The sequence below is a fragment of the Kribbella sp. NPDC048928 genome, assembly GCF_043197975.1.
In the GTDB taxonomy this organism is placed as follows: domain Bacteria; phylum Actinomycetota; class Actinomycetes; order Propionibacteriales; family Kribbellaceae; genus Kribbella.
Genome location: NZ_JBICUC010000001.1, coordinates 72,712 through 92,353, shown reverse-complemented (window position 1 = coordinate 92,353; position 19,642 = coordinate 72,712). Strand labels below are relative to the sequence as shown.

General features: G+C 66.5%; 15 protein-coding genes and 1 riboswitch. Of the genes, 14 read left to right on the top strand and 1 reads right to left on the bottom strand.

Features of this window, described 5'->3' with window-relative positions:
- The first annotated feature begins 3 nt into the window (after positions 1 to 3).
- From ACGFI6_RS00345 to ACGFI6_RS00280, 14 genes are all read left to right on the top strand, one after another.
- Positions 4 to 291, top strand: a complete 288-nt coding sequence (locus ACGFI6_RS00345; protein ID WP_134118528.1) for a hypothetical protein — start codon at positions 4 to 6, stop codon at positions 289 to 291.
- Entirely contained in the window at positions 291 to 863 is a 573-nt protein-coding gene (locus ACGFI6_RS00340) for a hypothetical protein (protein WP_393113875.1), read from the top strand. The genes ACGFI6_RS00345 and ACGFI6_RS00340 overlap by 1 nt, the downstream gene beginning before the upstream one ends.
- Positions 850 to 4,101: an ATP-binding protein gene (locus ACGFI6_RS00335; RefSeq protein ID WP_393113873.1), complete on the top strand. Its 3,252-nt coding sequence runs from the start codon at positions 850 to 852 to the stop codon at positions 4,099 to 4,101. Before ACGFI6_RS00340 ends, ACGFI6_RS00335 begins: the two co-directional genes overlap by 14 nt.
- Positions 4,098 to 6,119 (top strand): hypothetical protein, encoded by a 2,022-nt coding sequence (locus tag ACGFI6_RS00330; protein ID WP_393113871.1) that lies wholly within the window; start codon positions 4,098 to 4,100, stop codon positions 6,117 to 6,119. Before ACGFI6_RS00335 ends, ACGFI6_RS00330 begins: the two co-directional genes overlap by 4 nt.
- Positions 6,120 to 6,343: 224 nt before the next feature.
- On the top strand, positions 6,344 to 7,015 hold the full coding sequence (locus tag ACGFI6_RS00325; protein ID WP_393113868.1) for a hypothetical protein: 672 nt from the start codon (positions 6,344 to 6,346) through the stop codon (positions 7,013 to 7,015).
- An 18-nt stretch (positions 7,016 to 7,033) separates the two neighbouring features.
- On the top strand, positions 7,034 to 8,179 hold the full coding sequence (locus ACGFI6_RS00320) for a hypothetical protein (protein WP_393113866.1): 1,146 nt from the start codon (positions 7,034 to 7,036) through the stop codon (positions 8,177 to 8,179).
- Positions 8,180 to 8,404: 225 nt separating this feature from the next.
- Positions 8,405 to 9,307, top strand: coding sequence for a M48 family metalloprotease (locus ACGFI6_RS00315; RefSeq protein WP_393113864.1), 903 nt, complete (start codon positions 8,405 to 8,407; stop codon positions 9,305 to 9,307).
- Positions 9,308 to 9,592: 285 nt separating this feature from the next.
- Positions 9,593 to 11,014, top strand: a complete 1,422-nt coding sequence (locus ACGFI6_RS00310; protein WP_393113862.1) for a M4 family metallopeptidase — start codon at positions 9,593 to 9,595, stop codon at positions 11,012 to 11,014.
- A 44-nt stretch (positions 11,015 to 11,058) separates the two neighbouring features.
- Positions 11,059 to 11,994 (top strand): oxidoreductase, encoded by a 936-nt coding sequence (locus ACGFI6_RS00305; RefSeq protein WP_393113859.1) that lies wholly within the window; start codon positions 11,059 to 11,061, stop codon positions 11,992 to 11,994.
- A 58-nt stretch (positions 11,995 to 12,052) separates the two neighbouring features.
- On the top strand, positions 12,053 to 13,639 hold the full coding sequence (locus ACGFI6_RS00300) for a CocE/NonD family hydrolase (RefSeq protein ID WP_393113857.1): 1,587 nt from the start codon (positions 12,053 to 12,055) through the stop codon (positions 13,637 to 13,639).
- On the top strand, positions 13,636 to 14,679 hold the full coding sequence (locus ACGFI6_RS00295; RefSeq protein ID WP_393113855.1) for a lactonase family protein: 1,044 nt from the start codon (positions 13,636 to 13,638) through the stop codon (positions 14,677 to 14,679). Before ACGFI6_RS00300 ends, ACGFI6_RS00295 begins: the two co-directional genes overlap by 4 nt.
- 109 nt (positions 14,680 to 14,788) lie before the next feature.
- On the top strand, positions 14,789 to 17,251 hold the full coding sequence (locus ACGFI6_RS00290; protein WP_393113853.1) for a LamG-like jellyroll fold domain-containing protein: 2,463 nt from the start codon (positions 14,789 to 14,791) through the stop codon (positions 17,249 to 17,251).
- Positions 17,252 to 17,490: 239 nt separating this feature from the next.
- Positions 17,491 to 18,282 carry an aldo/keto reductase gene (locus ACGFI6_RS00285; protein ID WP_393113852.1) on the top strand — a complete coding sequence of 264 codons (792 nt, stop codon included), beginning with the start codon at positions 17,491 to 17,493 and terminating at the stop codon, positions 18,280 to 18,282.
- A riboswitch (guanidine-III (ykkC-III) riboswitch) is annotated at positions 18,280 to 18,348 on the top strand. (Overlaps the previous gene by 3 nt.)
- A gap of 23 nt (positions 18,349 to 18,371) precedes the next feature.
- Positions 18,372 to 18,653, top strand: a complete 282-nt coding sequence (locus ACGFI6_RS00280; protein ID WP_393113850.1) for a hypothetical protein — start codon at positions 18,372 to 18,374, stop codon at positions 18,651 to 18,653.
- Positions 18,654 to 18,728: 75 nt separating this feature from the next.
- Here the strand turns inward: ACGFI6_RS00280 and ACGFI6_RS00275 are convergent, their stop codons facing one another.
- Positions 18,729 to 19,568, bottom strand: a complete 840-nt coding sequence (locus tag ACGFI6_RS00275; protein ID WP_393113848.1) for a hypothetical protein — start codon at positions 19,566 to 19,568, stop codon at positions 18,729 to 18,731.
- Positions 19,569 to 19,642: the final 74 nt, after the last annotated feature.

Below are 19,642 nucleotides of genomic sequence, written 5' to 3'. Positions count from 1 at the left end.
GCAATGACGACGCACGAACTGGCTGCGAGCGTGGTTCAGCTTGCCGTGCCCATGGCCGACCCCAATGTCCCCACGGGCGCCGACTTCAAGGACTGGGTCCTGGTCATCGCGGGGAACATCTTCATCGCCATCTTGGTGCTGCGGGCGATCGGCCACTACTTCAAGCGCGAGTGGGGCGAGCTGTTCGGCCACATCGCGGCCGGGGTGCTGGTCGGCGGCCTGATCTACGCCAACAACCAGACCATCAACGTGCTCAAGGGCTTCTGGGGACTGCTCTCCGGGGGTAATTGATGCGCGTCGGCCGTACCCTGACCCACCACTTCGAGATCGAGACCCGGCAGTACGACCTGCTCGGCATCGACCTCGGTGAAGGCGCGCGCCGCCGGATGATCATTTTCGGTGCGGTGATCATCCTGCTCTGGATCGCGCTGCTGTTCCCGTTCATCGGCGTACCGAAGAAGCCCACCGTCAGCCTGTACGTCGTGCCGCCGTTCGTGATCACCGCGTTCGGCTGGCGGCCGGGGAAGTTCCACGAACGCCGCCGCCGGGTCACCGAGTGGGCGCTGGCCGTCCGGTACGCCTTGCGTGCGCACCGGCCGATCATCGGCCTCGGCGCCCGGGCCGCGGACAAGTCGGAGTACCTGCCGTGGCGGGAGCGGATGTCGACCCGTAAGGTCGCCGACCTGGCGAAGGCGAGGGTCACGCCGGAGTGGGAGCGCGAGGCCGTCGTCGAGCTCGATCCGATGGTCCGTGCGGGCGCGGACATCACGGTCAACCAGCGGGCCCGCCTGCTGGGTTCCGAACACGTACAACGGGTGAGTCGCAGGACGTCGTCAGGAAGAGGCCTGAATGAAGATCGCTGACAAGCTCCTGAACCTGGTGGGGGTCGGTCGCGAGCGCGGCCTGCCACCGCCGCGGCTGGTCGCCATCGCCGACGGTCTGCTGGTGACCGAGCGCAGCGCCGAGGCGTGGTTCCTGATCTCGGTCGCGAACACGGACCTGGCCACCGAGGGCGAGCAGGACGCGGCCCTGGACGCGGCGGTCAGCGCGGCCGCGACCATCCTCGGCGACCGGCTCAGCCACCTGAAAGTGGTCTGGGGCCGTTCGACCGGCCAGGACTACATCGACTCGGTGAACGGCCATTACCGGCTCGGCGACCACGAGGGCTGGGCGCAGACCCGGGCCGACCGGATCGACGAGATGCGGATGCCGGAGCGGTACGTCGCTCTGGGCGTGCATTTGAGCGACCGGGACCCGCGGGCGACCGCACAGGTCCGCGGCTCGATCAGCGACGCCCTCGGTACGACGTCGTGGCGAGTGAGTGCGCGCGAGCTCGCGCACCTGGACGAGCGGGTGCGCAAGCTCGCTCGTCAACTCGGCTCGACCGTCTGGCGCGCCCACACCGCGCCGGCCGAGGTCATCTCCTGGCTGATCAGCCGCGAGATGCACCGTGGTGCCGTCGCCGCGCCGCGTCGCGGACTGATCACGGGCGCTTCGCTGGCCCGGCTCACGTCCGGCCGCGTCGTGCCGTACACAGATCATCTGCGGATCTACGACACCCGCGGCCAGATCGCCGCGTACACGACCGTTCTGGCGATGACCGACTTCCCCGAGGAGCTCGAGACCCCGGGCGCGGGGGAGTGGCTGCGGACGCTGTCGGAGATCAAGGCGATCGACGACGACGGCGACGAGATCGACGTGACCGTCGAGGCGTCCGTACGGTTCCGCGTGCTGACCAAGAAGACCGCGCGCCACCTCGTCGACGAGACCCGGAAGAGCGCGAAGGAGCAGCGCCGCTCGGCCGCGAAGGGTACTGCGGAGGAGACCGCCGACGAGATCGTCGAGACCGAGCGCGTAATGCGTGAGGTCAAGCGCGACATCAACCGCAGTGGCCTGACCCTGGTCGAGGACCACCCGCGGCTGCTGGTCAGCGCGGATACCCGCGAGGACCTCGAGGCGTACGTCGACGCAGTCATCGCGCACTACGCCGACCGCGGCATCACGGTCGCGGCCGGCGCCGACGAGCAGCGCGACCTGTGGCTGGAATCGCTGCCAGGCGACCAACTGCGCGTGCCGGACCTCGGACACGTCCGCGAGTCGACAGCCTTCTTCGGGTCCTGGTTTTGGGGCGGTGCTTCGATCGGTGACGCCACTGGCCCGGCCATTGGGTACCTGACCGGCTCCACGCCGGGTCTGGTGCGATTCGACGCCGCCGCCGGTTCGGCTCTCGGCGACGCGACGACGACGCTCTTCCTCGGCCGATCGGGCCGAGGCAAGACGACCGCCGCGATGATGGGCGGTCTGGATTCGGCCTTCGCGGGCGCCTGGGTGCCGCTGCTCGACCTGAAGGGCGACGCAGCGGGCGTATCCGCGGTCGCCGCCGAGTACGGCGTACCGACTGCTGTCATCGAGATCACGGCACAGTTCTCCGGAGCGGCGGACCTGCTGCGGGTGCTGCCCGTGGACGACGCGCTCCTGCAGGCGCCGTCGCAGCTCATGCTCCTGCTCCCGCCGCACCTGCGTGGTGCCGCGGAGGCACCGGTCATGGCGGCCACCCGCGCCGAGATCCAGTCGCCCGACCCCTCGTCGTGGGGCGTGATCCAGCGGCTCTGCGCCTCCGACTCGGAGACCGTCCGTACGGTCGGTTTCGCGCTCCGCGACCTGGTCGAGACCGGCCTCGGCTCGGTCGTCGCCGGCCCGCCGTCCGGCCTCTCCTCCCTGACCACGAACCCAGGCCTCTGGGTCGTCCAGATGCCCGGCCTCACGCTGCCGTCCCCCGAGTCGGCGCCGGAGTCCTGGTCGCCGATCGAACGCGTCGGCATGGCCTGCCTTCGCGGCTGCCTGGCCTGGATGATCCGTACCACCGGACGCCGCGAGTTCCGCGGCCGCTCGAAGGTCGTCATCGTCCCCGAGGTCCACCTGCTGACCAAGACCCCGGACGGCGCCTCCTTCCTCGACTACATCGCCCGCGTCGGCCGTGCCCTCGGCGCCTCCCTCGTCCTGGACACCCAGGACCCGGCCAGCATTTTGAAGCTGCCCGGCCTGGTGGAGCAGATCACCACCCTGTTCGCCTTCAGCCTCCGCTCCCGCGAACAGGTCGACTCGCTCCTGGAGCTGCTCGGCCGCCCACAAACCGCCCCGTACCAAACCCTGGTCCGCGGCATCAACACCGCCGCCAACGGCAAATCAATCCGCCACGGCCACTGCATCATGCGCGACCGCTGGGACGAAGTAGCCACCGTCCAAATCGACATCCCCAGCCAACGGGTCGCCGCCCTCCTCAGAACCACCCCCGAATCCGAACACACCCCCGAAACAATCAACCCCGTCACCGCCTCCCAGGTCGAAGAAGACCCCTTCGCCGAAGACGAGAACGAACTCCTGGAGCCGGCCGCCAACGTCACCTCCCAGGCCGACGCCCACAACCACCAGCCACCACCGCCCTACACAGACGCGGACCACTACCCCGTCACATACACCGACCCGCCCCAGAGCGGCCGCGCCCCATCTCCCAACGGCGGCGGCATGCCAAGGTCCAACGGCACGGCACCGTCGAGCGGTACACCGTCGTCCAACGGCATCGCACCGTCCGACGACGGTGTGCGTGGGCCGGCGTACGGCGGCGCGCCCGCAACTCCTAACGGCAGCAACGCCGGCGGCGGCGCGACCTCAGCACCAATCACCCCGCCGCCGGCGCCTGCGAACATCGCGACGCACCCCGCACCCAACTCAGCACCACAGCACCCCTCGACCGAGCCCTCAGCCCCCACCGCCCCAGCCACTCCCGGACCTCCTCCGGTCGACGCGCAAACCCGCCCCGTGCCCTCCCCGTCAGAACCCCCCGTCGCGCAACAAAACGGTCACCCATCCACACCCGCGAACGACCAACTCAACGGTCAATCCAACGGCGAGAGCACCAGCCAAGACCGCCACCAGCCCGTCCGCCACGAGTCCCCCATAGGCCCCGACGAGGTCTACGACCAAGAAGCAGACGAAGCCGCCTACAACGAAGCGATGTACCCGGCAGACGGCACCCCCACCTCCGACCCCGCAGCCAAAGACACCCCCCGCCCCACCGGCAACAAGGAGCACGTCGCATGAACTGGCAGCGACGAGCCCGCACCGCCGCCACCGTCCTAGCCTTCTCCTTCGTAATAACCGCCCAACTAGCCCTAGCCGCAGACCCCAACCAAGGCCCCACAAACCCCACCGGATTCGCCGACCTACTTCCAACACCCGACCTGACACACGGGGACGGTCGCACGCTATTTGAGCAGTACAGTCCGATGCTATACGGACTGGATTTCGACAAGAGTCTTCGCGATCCGATCGACACGGCGTTCAACGGCTACGCCAACATGATGATGATGTACATCGTGGTCGTTATGCGAGGAGCGATCTCGGTCGGATGGTGGTTGTTCTCATTCACAGATATCCAGCCAGTGAACAATGCTGCGTCCGGCGCCATTGGTGCGATCAATGGTCAGTTGGTAGGTTGGCTGCTCCCGTCTGCGTTGGCTTTTGGAGCGATTGCGGCCTACACCCAGCGACGGTCTACAGGTAGCGCAATGGGCCAACTCGTTTGGGTGCTTGCGGCTGGCATATTGGCGACGAGTTTCGCAGTGGCGCCGCGAACCTGGCTGAATGGCGTGGACGGCGCACGGCAGGTGGGTGCCCAGGCAGTTATGGAGCCGGCGAAAGATGCTTTGGGCAGTACTGTTCAATCGCCTATTCCGTGGCCGGAACCTGGCTTCACCGGTTCCACGAGCGACACCTTGTTGCGTAAGTCGGCCGATGCCACCTGGCGCGGATTCGTAGTCACACCTTGGTGTGTCGCTGACCTCGGCTCCATTGAGGCTTGCAAACGATACGGCAAGGCAATCCTGGACAAAGGAACTGACGGGGAAGCGCGGAAAGACTACATAGAAAAGGACATCCCGAAGGCGGAAGGGGGTGACGATGCCGGCACGTCGAAGTGGGCTAAGGGAGATAATCCGTTCGGCCGTATCGGTGTCCTGGCCCTGGCGGCCGTGGCCGCATCGATGTTTGCGTTCTTGAGTATCGGTCTTGCCTTTACGGCGCTGATGGCGTTTGTGGGATGTCTGCTGCTGCTGGTGGTCGGCGTCTTCTTTGCCTGTCTGTGGATCATTCCTGGACGGCCAAGGCAATGGGGTGTGAACTGGTTCGAGGCTCTGCTTGGACTAGTTCTGCAGTCGATCCTGGCAATGCTGGTCTTCAGTGCGACGTTGACACTCGTGACGGCCGTCTTCAGCCTGACCGGCAGTCTCGGATGGCTCCCGGTGAGCGGCCTCGCCATCGCCGTCCTGATGGCGGCGTTCAGGCTCAGGAGACTCCTTGAGAGCATGGCCGGCATGATGCGCCCGGGGGCGGGAAGTCTCGCCATGGGTGGAATGGCCCGTCGTGGGGCGATGACCGCCATGCGCCGCATCCTCGGAGCGGTTGGTGGTCGTGCAGCAAGTCCGACAGTCGCTGAGCGAAACAAAGAGCGGACAACGGCTCAGGAGAGATCGAGCACGCAGCGAGTCTCCTCGGTGCGTATTTTCCGGCAAGCCCCAGGGTATGGATCGCCCGGGGCGCAGGCTGCGAACGAATTCAGCGGACCATCGCAGCGACGCAGCCTGCCGGCAACCGGTTCTGCGGATGGCCGTCACTCGGGAGCCTCACGCTCGGGTGAGGCGTTGCAGCGTTCGCGGCTTGCGAACGCTCAAAGTCCTCGAGGCCTCGGGAGCCGGCGTCAGGGAGAGCAGGACGCAAAAGGCGATACCGGGCGTACTCTCAGCGTCAATGCTGCAGGGGTCATCAGCCCGGTCGGCAAGGGCGTGTCAAGCGCTGGAGGGGGCACGTCATCCCAGTCGAGAGTGAAGACAAGTTCCGACGGTGCGCGAGGACGTCACAGCCGACGAGCGCCTGTCGAAGCGGCAGGTAGCCGGTATGAACCACGAACGTATTCTCACTCGGCCAGTCTGCGGGACGGGCCGCCCAAGGGCCCTCGTGAGCGGCGCAGGCTGCCGTCGACCAAGCAGCGGAGATATCGCGACTACTCATCAGTGAGCAAGGACGGGGTCACGGTCCTTGTGCCCGGCCGCGGTCGTAGGTGACTCCAATGGCGGCACGGAAGCGGAAGGATTCGGTCGAGCGATCCGGTAGTCATTCTTCCGGACGTCAGGCTGAACAGCCTCGCCACGATGGACCTGAGCCTCCAGAGAATTGGCGTGATCTGGTACGGACCGATTACGAATATCCTGATGACTTTGGCGAGCTAGGTCGGCGGGATCGCCGCCGAGCGAAGAAGGCTTGGCGTCGCGAGGACCAGGGTCAACGCATGGCCTGGCTGCGTGATCGACGCAGGGCGGAGCCAGTGAGCCCGGCCAGTGTGCTCGTCGTCGTGGTCCTTCTTGTCATCATCATCTTGGGGATCGGTGGGGGGTTGCCGAGGCTCCTTGGGCGTGAAGAAGCAACTGGATCGCCGGTTGGCATCCTGACTCCGGCCGGGCCACTTCCCTTGCCGACCAGCGTGGATTCAACGCCCTTGCCGACGCCATCGGCTTCCGAGACTCGGGATACCACGCCGCCGCCTGTGATGCTACAGCCGAATCCGTCGGCAACGGCCAGCGCGAATGACGTGGTCGGCAGGTGGGCGAAACAGTTCTACACAAGGACGCCAGGTACGCGGACGTATGCAGACTTTGTAGAGGACGCAGCGCAGTACATGACCAGCGATCTCGTGACCAGCTTTATCGCGCAAGGTGATTCGACCTATGAAGCGTTGAAGGCACAAAAGGGCTCATCGAGGGTGTTTTCGGCGACCGTCGGAGCACCGAAACCGAATTCGGCTCCGGTGGATACTGCGGGACGGATCAGCAGATTTGTCACCGTCGTGGTCGACATCACAGGGAGCAAGCCCGGGCGCATAACGGTTCCGCTGTTGGTCACAGTGGTTGCGCAGGGAAACGGCTGGGTCATTAGTGATGTAGACGGTGGGACCGGACCATGATCAAGCGCGGAGGGTGACGTGTACGACGACAGCGATCTCTCCAGGGCTGTCGGTCTGGTTGCTCGCCGAAGTTGGGTGATCAAGGTCGGCGGAATCGTTGCACTGCTTGCCCTAGTGAGCCTACTGATGCTTGTTCCGTTTGGGACGAGCGGCAGCCAGGTGGTTGCAGCTTGCCCGCCGGGAGTTGGCATGGGTGACGATGGATCCGAAGGGAACGGATCGCTGCGCGCCAACCAGGTTGCCTTCGCAAAACTGATCGATGACGTCGCAAAGAAACGTGGATTACCTGGCCAAGCTACTTTGGTGGCTTTGATGACCGCATTGCAGGAGTCGCAGCTTCAGAACCTGACAGGGGGTGATCGAGATTCGTTGGGCCTGTTTCAGCAGCGGCCATCCACCGGGTGGGGGACTGCTGAGGACATCATGGATCCAACATATTCCGCTGACGCCTTCTTCGGGGGTTCTAACCCGCCTAGTCCGCCTGGATTGGTTGACATAGACGGATGGCCGTCTATGTCATACAACGACGCCGCCCAGGCGGTTCAGCGATCTGGTTACCCGTTTGCTTATGCGAAGCAGGAGACAGCCGCACGAACGATCGCAACACTTGCCGGGATCGACCTCACCCGGAGCGGTGATCCCTATGCGGGACGGGCCGGAGCAAAGCCAGGCGGCGATGAAGGCGTGGTCACATCCGACGATGCTGATGACTGCGGAGGTGGGCTTATTTCCGGAAAGCCGATCAATGGAGTCTGGCCACCAGAGGAAGCGACAGTGACGGACCCGAGCGGGACTGGTGGCCAGGTGACACCGCGCATGGCTGCGTGGATCAGCCAGGCGCGCGCCGCACTCGGTGCCCTCAGCATGGGTTGCTGGGACGCCCATGCTTGGAATCCGACGAGTGATCACCCGAAGGGAAGAGCGTGTGATGTCTTTGTGGGCACCGACGCCCGACAGTCGTCGCCTGCTCGTGCGAACGGCGATCGCATCGCGAACTGGGCGGTACAGAACGCTGCGCGAACCGGTGTGCATTATGTGATCTGGTACGGCAAGATCTGGTCAGCTCGCACGGGACAGTGGAAGGCATATGACGGTGGTGGCATCTACGACACGACAAGCGCGACCGGCGGCCACTACGACCATGTCCATGTCTCTGTCTACTAAGCGCACCGGCGCGGTTCGCGATGTGGTCTGTGCGATCTGTAGTTGCGGCTCTTCGGTCCGTCTGCGTGAAAGGAACGTTCGGTGAATAGTTCCGGCAGTGGTCCTCTGCCTGACCCACGCCGCAGAGCCGACGACGGCACTCCCGATCGTCGATCGCCGGAGGTGTCGAGCCACAGCAATCTTCCGGCAGGTCCGCGATCGCCGCATATGCATCGTCCGCGGCAGTTGCCTTCAGAGACCCCCGGGCGGACACCACTCACGCGGTACGCAGATCTGGTTCCGGCTCTCGGCTGGCTACTTCTCAGCTTCGCCTGTATCTATTGGGCCTGCGGGTTCTTCTTCGACCTCGAGGCAGGCACGTGGATTGCAGTGCTGGTCTGGCTGCTGTCAGGAGGGGTTGTCCTCTTGAGGCCTGTCGAAGACTTCCTGGCGAGGATTGCCTTCCGCCTACGTCGGCCAACGAATGTGGAAGAAGCCCGCCTCGGGCCGATTTGGAACGCCGTCGTGGCGCGCTTCGGTGTGGCAGACCGGCCGTTCGCATTGTGGATCCAAGAGGCCGCTGACATTACGGGCCCACCGACGGCTGGACACACGGTCGCAGTGACACACTGGTCGCTCTACACCCTTCCGCCGAGCCATCTCGAGGCGGTGCTGGCGCATGAGCTCACACACCATCTCAGAGGTCGAGCGTGGCTCAGTCTCCTTGGATTCTGGTACTCCTTACCTGCGCGCATGATCTTGGCGGTGCTCCGGCTGTTGGGAAAGCTGTTCCGGGCCGTGCCGGCTCTTGGATGCTTGATCGGCGGGATCCTCCTTCTCATGTATCTCGGGGTCTTCATCTCGATGCTCATCTTCCACGAGAGCATCGTCCAGCCGTCGTTGTACTTGCTGATTCTGCTGGCGATTCCGCTCATGGCTTGGCTGGGTAGGTGGACCGAACGGGAGGCAGATCGTGCTGCCGCAGAGTTTGGATACGGACCGAAATTGATCGAGGTCTTCTACGGATGGCAGGCAACTGAGGGTGGAAAAGGACTGACAGCAAACACCATCCGCAACGATTTACTGTCCGGGCAGCCCCGAGTCTCGGAGCGAATTCGCGCACTAGAGAAGTTGCAGAACCCGCGATAGCCGCGTCGACATCGACATCTGCTGTTCGTAGCCGTGATGGACCATCAGTCATCTGGGCACTTCGTGCGAGTGCGACGTCCATGTTCAAGGCCTTGGGCTGGACGTTGGCGGGCCGTGGGTGGGGGTTTTCCCTTGCGGGGTGAGGCGTCGCGGTTGGGTGCTTCACAGGGCGTGGGGGAGGGAACTAGGGTCCGGACTGGCTGTGATGGTTGGGTTACGTAGGATGAGATTGGGAGGGGTCTTATGGCCGGACGGCGCAAGGTGCTGTTGGGTGTTGTGGCTGGGGTGGCGACGGTTTCGATGGGGTTGTCGTTCACCAGTGCTGCGGGGGCTGCGCCGGAGGGGGTGCGGGGGGATCCGGACGGGCTGAAGCTGGTGAAGACGAAGACGTCGTTGCTTGGTACGCATTATTGGTATCAGCAGACGTTCAAGGGCTTGCCGGTTGTCAACGGGTACTACGCGAAGCATGTGGCCAAGGGTGGGGCCGTAGAGGTCGCGGACGGGCGGGATGCCGTGCCGGCGAATCTGGATGTGAGTGCGGCTACCACGCCCGCGGCTGCTACGCAGACTGCTAACGCGACGGTGACTGCTCGGGCGCGGCGGGCCGCGGGGCCGAACAAGAGTCTTGTACGGCAGCCGGCTGCGACCAGTGGTGCCGCGCAGCTCGCGGTGATCGGTGGGCCGAATGCTCGCCTGGTCTGGAACGTCACGAGCCGCTCGACCGAAGGTGTCAGCCGGTCGCTGGTGGATGCGAAGACCGGCAGTGTCGTCGAGTCGAAGGTGATCAGCGACAACATCGACGGCCGCGGATCGGTGTTCGACCCGAACCCGGTGGTCAGCGAGCAGAACGAGAAGCTGACCGACCAGAACGACAAGAACCAGGATGCGCTGTTCCTCGCCCAGAAGAACGTGATCCTGCGCAACCTGGACGGTTCCGGGAAGCTGAACGGCTCCTTCGTCAACATCAAGGAGGCGAAGGGCGGGATCGCCCAGAGCAAGACGAACACCTTCGTCTACCAGCGCGCGAACGAGAAGTTCGAGCAGGTGATGGTGTACTACCACATCAACCAGACGCAGGAGTACATCCAGAAGCTCGGGTTCACCGACGTCAACAACGAGTCGCAGGACTTCAGCGTGGATACGTATGCAGGCGACAACTCGTTCTACGACCCGTCGACGGACATGATCACCACCGGTGAGGGTGGGGTCGACGACGCCGAGGACGCCGAGGTGATCTGGCACGAGTACGGGCACGCGATCCAGGACGATGTCGTACCGGGCTTCGGCGAGTCCGAGCAGGCCGGCGCGATCGGTGAAGGCTTCGGCGACTACTGGGCCGTCACGAACTCGATCCCGGTCAGCAAGGGCTTCGAGCTGCCGTGCGTGATGGACTGGGACGCGACGTCGTACACGAGCGACGAGCCGCACTGCCTGCGCCGTACGGACGGCACCAAGACGACCGACGACATCGACGGTGAGGTGCACGACGACGGTGAGATCTGGTCGCGGGCGCTCTGGGACATCCACCAGTCGCTCGGCCGGACGAAGGCGAACAAGCTGATCCTCGAGGCGACGTTCTTCTACGACCCCGACACCTCGTTCGCCGGCGCGGCCCAGGACACCGTCCAGGCTGCTCGGCTGCTGTACGGCAAGGCTGCCGCGCAAACGGTGACCGACGCGTTCAAGGCCCGCAAGATCCTTCCGTAAGGTCAGCAACAACCAGGTCGTGCGCCCACCACTACTGTGGGCGCATGACCTGGAGTACGGCGGACATTCCCGACCTCACCGGACGACGGGCGCTCGTCACGGGTGCCACCAGCGGGCTCGGGTACGAGACCGCGCTGGAACTGCTCAGACACGGCGCCGACGTGATAGTTGCCGCGCGCAACCCCGAAAAGGCCGCGCAGGCAGCGGAAACGCTGACCCAGAGGGGTGGGCGGGCGCCGACGGTGCTGGAGCTGGACCTGGCCGACCTGGCCAGCGTGCAGCGCGCGGCCGACGAGGTCAGCGGGCAGTACGACGGCCTGGACCTGCTGATCAACAACGCCGGCGTGATGGCTCCGCCGTACCGGCAGACCGTCGACGGGTTCGAGCTCCAGCTCGGTACGAATCATCTCGGGCACTTCGCGCTCACCGGCCGATTGTTGCCGCTGCTGCTGAAGACGCCTTCGAGTCGCGTTGTGACAGTCAGCTCCTTTATGCACAGGACCGTTCGTGGCATCGGTGAAGGCGACCTGCGGCGGCCGGCCGGCAGCTACCGCAAGTGGGAGTCGTACGGGAAGTCGAAGCTGGCCAATCTGCTCTTCCTGTTCGAGCTCGACCGCCGCCTCCGGGCCGCGGGCGCGGACGTCATCAGCGTCGGCGCACACCCCGGGTACGCCTCGACCCACCTGCAGGCCGCTGGTCCCGAGCTCGCGGGTCGCGCCCTCCAGGCGCAGGCCTGGCGCCTTGCGACTCGGCTGGTGGCGCAGTCCGCCGCGGCCGGCGCGTGGCCGAGCCTGTATGCGGCGACGTACGCCGATCTGCCGCCCGGGTCGTTCGTCGGTCCGAGCTTCCTCGAGTACCGCGGTACGCCAACGCTCGTGTTGCCGAGCCGCGCCGCACAGGACCCTGAGCTCGCGCAGCGGCTGTGGGCGTGGTCGGTCGACGCAACCGGGGTTGATCCGGTACACACCGTGCCGAGGTAGTGACACAGGCGAAGGTTTGTGGTTACTCTCCGGTAGTTCCCGATGCCGGAGGTCTCCAGTGCGCCGACTTGCCGCCGCTCTTGCCGTTGCCCTGACTGTCGCGTTCGCTCTCGTGGCAGCAGGTCCACGGGCAGATGCCAGTCAGGTTGCCGCCGGCTTCAGTACGTCGTACGAGCGCATCCCCGGCGCCGACGGGATCGGGATCGGGGCGGTCGTCCTGACGCCGACCGGGCAGGGTGACGGGCCGTTCCCGCTTGTGGTGATGCCGTCGAGTTGGGGTGTGCCGAACGTCGAGTACGTCGGGCAGGGAGCGAAGCTCGCGACAGCCGGGTTCCAGGTGATCTCGTACTCCAGCCGTGGATTCTGGGACACCGGCGGCGGGATCGACATCGCCGGACCGCCGACGGTCGCCGATGTCAGCAAGGTCATCGACTGGGCCGCTCAGCACACGTCCGCCGACACCAGCCGGGTCGCGGCGGTGGGGATCTCGTACGGCGCCGGTACGTCACTGCTCGCGGCGGCGAAGGACCCGCGGATCAAGGCCGTCGGTGCGATGAGCGGCTGGGCGGACTTGATCCGCTCGCTGGACCCGAACGACACGGTCGCGCTCCAGGCCGTCGCCGGTCTGCTTGCCCTGGGCAACGTCACCGGGCGGCCCGGGCCAGAGATGGCGGCATTGCAGACGAAGTTCGTCACCGGTGACTTCGACGGCGCGATCGCGGAGGCCAAGCAGCTGTCGCCGGTGCGGTCGGCGGCGACGATGGTCGACAATCTGAACGCGAACAATCCGGCGGTGTTCCTGGCGAATGCGTTCGAGGACTCGATCTTCCCGCCCTCGCAGTACACGGACTTCTTCACCAGGCTGACCACACCGAAGCGGTTGCTGCTGGCGCACGGCGATCACGCCACGCCAGAGGCGAGCGGGGCGGTCGGGCTGCCGAACGAGACTTGGGACGAGCTCGCCGGCTGGTTGCGGCACTACCTCACCGGTGCGGACAATGGCGCTGATCGGGAGGCGCCGGTGCAGGTGAAGTCGCAGCGTGGCACGTGGCGCGGCTACTCGAGTTGGGCGGCGGTCGGCCAGGAGCACACGTCGTACCTGACCAAGGCGGGTGCGCTGCAGGGCAAGGAGCAGAGCGGATGGAGCCGGTCGATCGGCGCCGGCGTACCGACGGTCGCGGACAGCGGAGTCGCACTGGTCTCCGGTGCGCTGCAAGGATTGTTGACAATCCCGACCGGGGTGGTGACGCCGCTGGTGAGCAGGTCGTTCGCGGGAGTCTGGTCGGGGCCGGCCGTCGATCAGAAGACGGTCGTGAACGGTGCGCCGAAGTTGCACGTCACTGTGAAGCCCTCAGCGGCGAGTACGTCGCTGTTCGCGTACCTGTACGACGTCGACGCGCTCGGAGTCGGCTCGCTGATCACGCACAAGCCCTACACGTTGCGCGGCGCGACGCCCGGACGGGCGGTCCCGATTGACGTACAACTGGAGGCGACGAGCTGGGAGGTGCCGGCCGGGCACCATCTCGTACTCATTGTCGACACCGTGGATCCGCGCTACCTCGGACGGAGCGTGGTCGGCTCCACGGTGACCTTCAGCTCGCCGGCCGGCGATCCGGCGTGGGTCAGCGTCCCGGTGGCGGCGTGAGCCTGACCCGCCGGGCGCTCCTCGGCTTCAGTGCGGCGATCGTCCCGATCCACCACCGCATCACCCAGGAGCCCTTACGTCGTGAGGGATCAGGCGTGGGCGGCACGATGTATCTCGGGACGTACGGCGACGGCATCGGTATCGCGAGGTACGACGCCGAGGGCCGGATCACGAAGACCGGGACGATCGACGTACCGGACCCGTCCTTCGTGATCCGCGAGGGCAACTTCCTGTACGCGGTGAACGAGCAGGATGCCGGCGCCGTCACGGCGATCGACATCTCGGCGTCCCCGCGGATGCTGAATCGTCAACCCACCAAGGGATCCGGCCCCTGTCATCTCGCCAAGATCGGCGACCATCAACTGACCGCGAACTACGGATCCGGCGACATCGCGGTGCACCCGATCAACCCGGACGGTAGCCTCGGGCAACAAACTGATCTCGTGAAGCACGAGGGGTCCGCGCCGCACGCGCACCAGGTCGTACAGGCCGGTGAATACGTACTCGCGGTCGATCTCGGCACCGACTCGCTGTACGCGTACACGCTCGCAACCGGAAAGCTCACCCTGCAGCACCAGGCGAAACTCGCGACCGGCACCGGTCCGCGACATCTGGTCCTGCATCCGTCCGGGCAGTACGCATACGTCGCCGACGAACTGAACAGCACCGTGACGATCTGCGGGTACGCCGACGGCGTCCTCACGCCGCTCTCCACACTGCCCACGGCGCCGACCGGACCGCAGAACTACCCGGGTGAGGTACTGATGTCCGCGGACGGGCGGTTCGTGTACGTGACCAACCGCGGGCACAACAGCGTCGCGATCTTCAGGACCGACGGTGCCGGCCTCGAGCCGATCGGTACGCCGAGTTGCGGCGGCGACTGGCCGCGGCACGCCGCGTTCGACCCGACCGGTGGACTGCTGTTCGTCGCGAATCAGAAGTCGAACAACGTCACGACGTTCAGGGTGGATCGGACCACCGGTGCTCTGACGCAGACGGGCGACTTCAGTACGCCGAGCCCGGTCTGCGTCAATGTTTGATCGTGCGCGAGCTCTTGCGCTTTTGTGGTGAGAGCGTTGTCATGGGTGGGCCGTAGGCGAGCGTAGCGAGCCCACCAACGGCACCTTTCCGCCCCGAAAGGACATGCCCATGCTCAAGATCCTTGCGGCCGTGGCCCTGGTGGCTTCGGCCGCGGTCGTCCCCGCCGGCCAGGTCCAGGCAGCGCCGGACTGGCACGTCGGCACGCCGCCCTTGACGACGCCCTGGACCGCCGACGTCTCGCCGACGAACGCGCTTCCGGAGTACCCGCGACCACAGCTGACCCGCCCCGAATGGCGCAATCTCAACGGCCTCTGGGAATGGTCCGCCGCCGCGCCGGACGAGCAGCCGCCGATCGGCCGTACGCTCGGCGAGAAGGTCCTCGTCCCGTACCCGATCGAGTCGGCCCTGTCCGGTCTGCAGAAGCACGAGGACCGGATGTGGTACCGCCGCACCTTCGAGGTGCCGAACAACTGGAAGGGCAAGCAACTCCTGCTGCACTTCGGCGCGGTCGACTACGACGCGAAGGTGTGGGTGAACGGCCGCCAGGTCGCGACGCACCGCGGCGGGTACGACGGTTTCGACGTGGACGTGACGAGTGCCCTGCACGCGAAAGGCCCACAGGAGCTGATCGTCTGGGCCGAGGACCTGACCGACGAGACGTACCAGCCGATCGGCAAGCAGCGTGAGGTCGGCGACCACGGCATCTTCTACCAGGGCAGCTCGGGGATCTGGCGGACCGTCTGGATGGAGCCCGTGAACACGGCGTCGATCAGCCGCCTGCAGACGACACCGGACCTGCCGAACCAGACCCTGAAGGTGAACGCCACGACGACCGGGCCCGCGGGCAACGACGTCGAGGTCACGGCGTACGACAACAATCGGATTGTCGGCAAAGTACTGGGCAAGGCGAACACCGAACTGGGGTTGAAGATCCCGCACCCGAAGACCTGGTCCCCGGATCATCCGTTCCTGTACGACCTGAAGGTGCGGCTGCTCGATCGGGGCAAGGTGGTCGACCAGGTCGGTTCGTACGCGGGGATGCGCCAGGTCGGCCTGCAGAAAGGGGCCGACGGCAAGCTTCGGATGGCGCTCAACGGCAAGATCCTGTTCAACCTGTCGACGCTTGACCAGGGCTTCTGGCCGGACGGGCTGAACACCGCGCCGACCGACGCGGCGCTGCGCTTCGATCTCGAGCAGCACAAGGAACTCGGGTTCAACACGGTCCGCAAGCACATCAAGGTGGAGCCGGATCGCTGGTACTACTGGGCCGACAAGCTCGGTCTGATGGTCTGGCAGGACATGCCGGCGACCAAGACCGACGCGATGCCCGAGCCCTGGCGGACCCAGTGGAAGTCCGAGCTGCACGAGATGGTCGAGGAGCACAAGAGCTTCACCTCGATCACGGTTTGGGTCCCGTTCAACGAGGGCTGGGGTGAGTGGGACCGGACCGAGACCGGGCAGGTTGCGGACTCGGTGGCTGCGCAGGACCCGTCGCGGCTGGTGAACGCCCACAGTGGCGTGAACTGCTGCAACTCGCACGGCGACTCCGGGCGCGGCAACATCCTCGACTATCACGCGTACCTCGGACCGGCGACCACGATGCCGACCGGCGACAGGGCAGCCGTCGACGGCGAGCACGGTGGGTTCGGGCTGAAGGTCCCGGATCACATGTGGTTCGGCGACGGATCGGCGTACGAGATGGAGCCGGACTCGGCGACGCTCACCCGCCGGTACGTCGAGAACCAGACCGACGTACTGAGATCGGCGGCCCAGTGCGGGATCAGCGGCTCGGTCTACACCCAGATCACCGACGTCGAGGGGGAGCTGAACGGCTTCTTCACCTACGACCGCCGGGTGCCGAAGATGGACTTCGCCCAGGTGCGGACAATCAACAAGCAGATTGTTGACAATGCGAACGGCAGCGGGAGTGGGACGCCGGATCCGGGACCGGGGACACCGGGCGCGGACGGGATCCACTTCTATCCGCTGGACGGGACCGGGGAAGATGCCGTCGGCAACAATGACGCCACGCTCCAGGGCGGTGCGATCTTCGCCGAGGGCAAGAACGGTCAAGGCGTTGCGCTGAACGGATCAGGGCAGTACGTCGACACGGGTGCGGCGCTGCTCGATACCGGCAAGAATTACAGCGCCAGCGCCTGGGTGAAGCTGAACAAGGCGGACGGATCGTTCCAGACGTTCGTGAGCCAGGACGGCGACCGGGACAGCGCGTTCTTCCTGCAGTACTCGGGCCAGGACGAGCGGTTCGCGATGAGCTTCCCGGGTGTCCGCGCACTGGCGCCGACCAAGCCGAACCCGGGGCAGTGGTACCACGTGACCGGCGTCCGCGATGTGGTGAAGGGCGAGTTGAGGCTGTACGTCGACGGGCAACTCGTCGCGACCAAAGCGGCCTGCTCGCTGGACGCCGGCTCGACCGGTAACACGGTCATCGGTCGCGCCAAGTTCGGCGGCAACCCCGTCGACTACCTGGACGGGACGGTCGACCAGGTCCACCTGTACGACCGCGCGCTCACCGACGAGGAGGTCAAGACGCTCTACACCTCCGGCCGCTGACCTGCGGCCGCTGACCCCCAGCCGCTGGCACCCCAGCGGCTGGCACCTCAGCGGCCGACACCTCAGCCGCTGACCCCGGGACCGCTGACCCCCGGGACCCTGCCCCCGGACCGCTGCCCCCGGACCTCTGACGCCGGGTCGCTGAGGTACGGCCGCGCAGGTGCGGGGGCTGAGTTCGAGGTGCGAAGAAGGCGCCGAGCCGTGATCCTGGAGGTAGTCGACCTGCGGAGGTGAGTGCGATGGCTGCACCGAGCCACGTTCTCGCCCCGCGGTCGACGGTCCGGTTCCGCCCGCCGCGGTTCGGCCTCGGCGGCTCACATCTGGCCGAGCTGTCGGACGAGACCGCGATCGCCACGGTCGATGCGGCGTACCAGGCAGGCATCCGCTTCTTCGACACCTCACCGGCGTACAGCCCCTCGGAACAACGACTGGGTATGGCGCTACAGCCGCGGCCGCGAGGCGAGTTCCTGCTGTCGACCAAACTGGTGGGCGACGACCCGGAGGCCTCGATCCGCGCGAGCAGCGAACGGCTCGGGCTCGCGGTCGACCTGGTGTTCGCGCCGACGCATGACGAGACGGCGTACCCCGTACTCGACCGGATGCGCCGCGACGGTGTGATCAAGGTGGTCGGCGCAGTGTCCGACGACTGGCGTGAACTCGATCGGCTGATCCAGTACGTCGACCTGGACTGTGTACTGCTGACAAGCCAGTACTCGCTGCTCGACCAGCAAGCGCTCCCGCTCCTCGATCACTGCCTCGCGCGGGGCGTGTCCGCGATCGTGGCCGGCGTACTGGTGCTGCAGGCCGACACCGTGCAGGCGCGGCGGATCTCCGCGGTCTGCGAGCAGTACGGCGTCTCGTTGCCGCAGGCGGCCCTCGCCTTTCCCAGCAGGCATCCGGCGGTCACGTCCGTACTGATCGCGGCGTCCTCGCCGGCCGAGATCCGCGCCGACGCAGCGCTCGTCAGGCAGCCCGTCCCCGAACGGCTGTGGAAGGATCCCGGGCTCGTCCGGTTGCTATCCTCCATCTAGGAGCCCGTGCTTCGGCGGGTTCCCCGGACGAGCGGCGCCGTACCCGGACGGACAAGACGACGCCTTACCCTCCAGGAGGGGGCGTCCTCATGCATGCGCTCGATGTGCTCGAGATCGTTGGTGCGATCACCATTCTGATCGCGTTCGCGGCCGCTCAGGCCGGACGGCTGCACCAGCGTACGGTCACATACCAGGTCCTGAACCTGCTCGGATCGGGGGTGCTGGCAACGATCGCGGCCGTGCAGCTGTCCTGGGGCTTCCTGCTCCTCGAGGGCAGCTGGGCCGTCATCAGCCTGCTCGGCCTGATCGCTCTGGCCAGAACCAGGCAGCGCAACAGCCCGAGCACGCCCGGCAGCCCGGCGACGCCCTGAACAGCCCGAGCACGCCCGGCAGCCCCGCGACGCCCTGAACAGCCCCGCGACTTCCTGAACAGCCCTGCGGACGCGTTAGAACTTGTCGCCCGGATCGGTGGGCGTCGGCGGCGTGCCGGTCGGCGGCGTCTCGGTCGGGTTGATGGTGGTGGGCCTGGTGACCGTCGGTCCGACGGTGGTGGGGGAGCCCGACCCCGGCGGCGGAGTGGTCGGCGTGACTGTCACCGTCGTGGTGCCGCTCGGGGTCGGGATCACCGGCTCGGGCTCCAGCGGCGCGGCGTGCCGGAACAGCAACCAGGCCAGGAAGACCGCAAGCGCCATGATCACGGCCATCGTCAGCAGCGCCAGCGCCAGCGACCATCGGGACGCCGGTCGTAGCGCGCTCGGCCACGGCAGCGGCCAGATCCGGAACAGGCCGGGGCGCCGCCGGTTCTCCCAGTAGTGCCGGAAGTCGGGTCCGCGGAGCTTGCCGGTCTGCGGGATCCGGTCCATCAGGACCGCGGACAGGATCTCCTCGCCGCGGCGCTCCGCGATCAGCCGCTCGTCGGAGGCCGCGCTGGAGCCGTCGGCGGTCCGGATCGGCCCGATCGCGGCCCACAGCGCGAGATCGTCGTCGTCGGAGCCGTTGTGCGCCAGTACGGCGTCCACCGGCAGGTCGTCGACGGCGTTCACGAACCGTTCGCGGGCGGCCGCGTCGTCGGCGGAGCCCTCGGTCATCATCGCGACGATGGCGTCCCGGCCGTCCTCGGCGCTGGCGGTGTACAGGAAACCGGCCGCGTTCGCCCCGAGCCGGCCGCGGAGCCAGAACTCGCCGACCCGCGGCGGGTCCTCCGGCTGCAGCGGCAGGGCGTCCGGAATCTCCAGGGCAGGCCGGTCCTCCGGCTGCACCTCGGTCTGGGATTCGGTCGCGGTCATCACCCCAATCCCACCACATCCCCGGTAGCACTGTCGCCGCCGCTCCTGCTGAGCGACCTTGTGCACCAGATCCG

Excerpts from the sequence above, each read along its gene's own strand:
- ACGFI6_RS00305 (WP_393113859.1), top strand. The coding sequence starts at position 11,059 with ATGACCTGGAGTACGGCGGACATTCCCGACCTCACCGGACGACGGGCG.
- ACGFI6_RS00285 (WP_393113852.1), top strand. The coding sequence starts at position 17,491 with ATGGCTGCACCGAGCCACGTTCTCGCCCCGCGGTCGACGGTCCGGTTC.
- ACGFI6_RS00345 (WP_134118528.1), top strand. The coding sequence starts at position 4 with ATGACGACGCACGAACTGGCTGCGAGCGTGGTTCAGCTTGCCGTGCCC.
- ACGFI6_RS00325 (WP_393113868.1), top strand. The coding sequence starts at position 6,344 with ATGGCCTGGCTGCGTGATCGACGCAGGGCGGAGCCAGTGAGCCCGGCC.
- ACGFI6_RS00340 (WP_393113875.1), top strand. The coding sequence starts at position 291 with ATGCGCGTCGGCCGTACCCTGACCCACCACTTCGAGATCGAGACCCGG.
- ACGFI6_RS00290 (WP_393113853.1), top strand. The coding sequence starts at position 14,789 with ATGCTCAAGATCCTTGCGGCCGTGGCCCTGGTGGCTTCGGCCGCGGTC.
- ACGFI6_RS00280 (WP_393113850.1), top strand. The coding sequence starts at position 18,372 with ATGCATGCGCTCGATGTGCTCGAGATCGTTGGTGCGATCACCATTCTG.
- ACGFI6_RS00330 (WP_393113871.1), top strand. The coding sequence starts at position 4,098 with ATGAACTGGCAGCGACGAGCCCGCACCGCCGCCACCGTCCTAGCCTTC.
- ACGFI6_RS00275 (WP_393113848.1), bottom strand. The coding sequence starts at position 19,568 with ATGACCGCGACCGAATCCCAGACCGAGGTGCAGCCGGAGGACCGGCCT.
- ACGFI6_RS00335 (WP_393113873.1), top strand. The coding sequence starts at position 850 with ATGAAGATCGCTGACAAGCTCCTGAACCTGGTGGGGGTCGGTCGCGAG.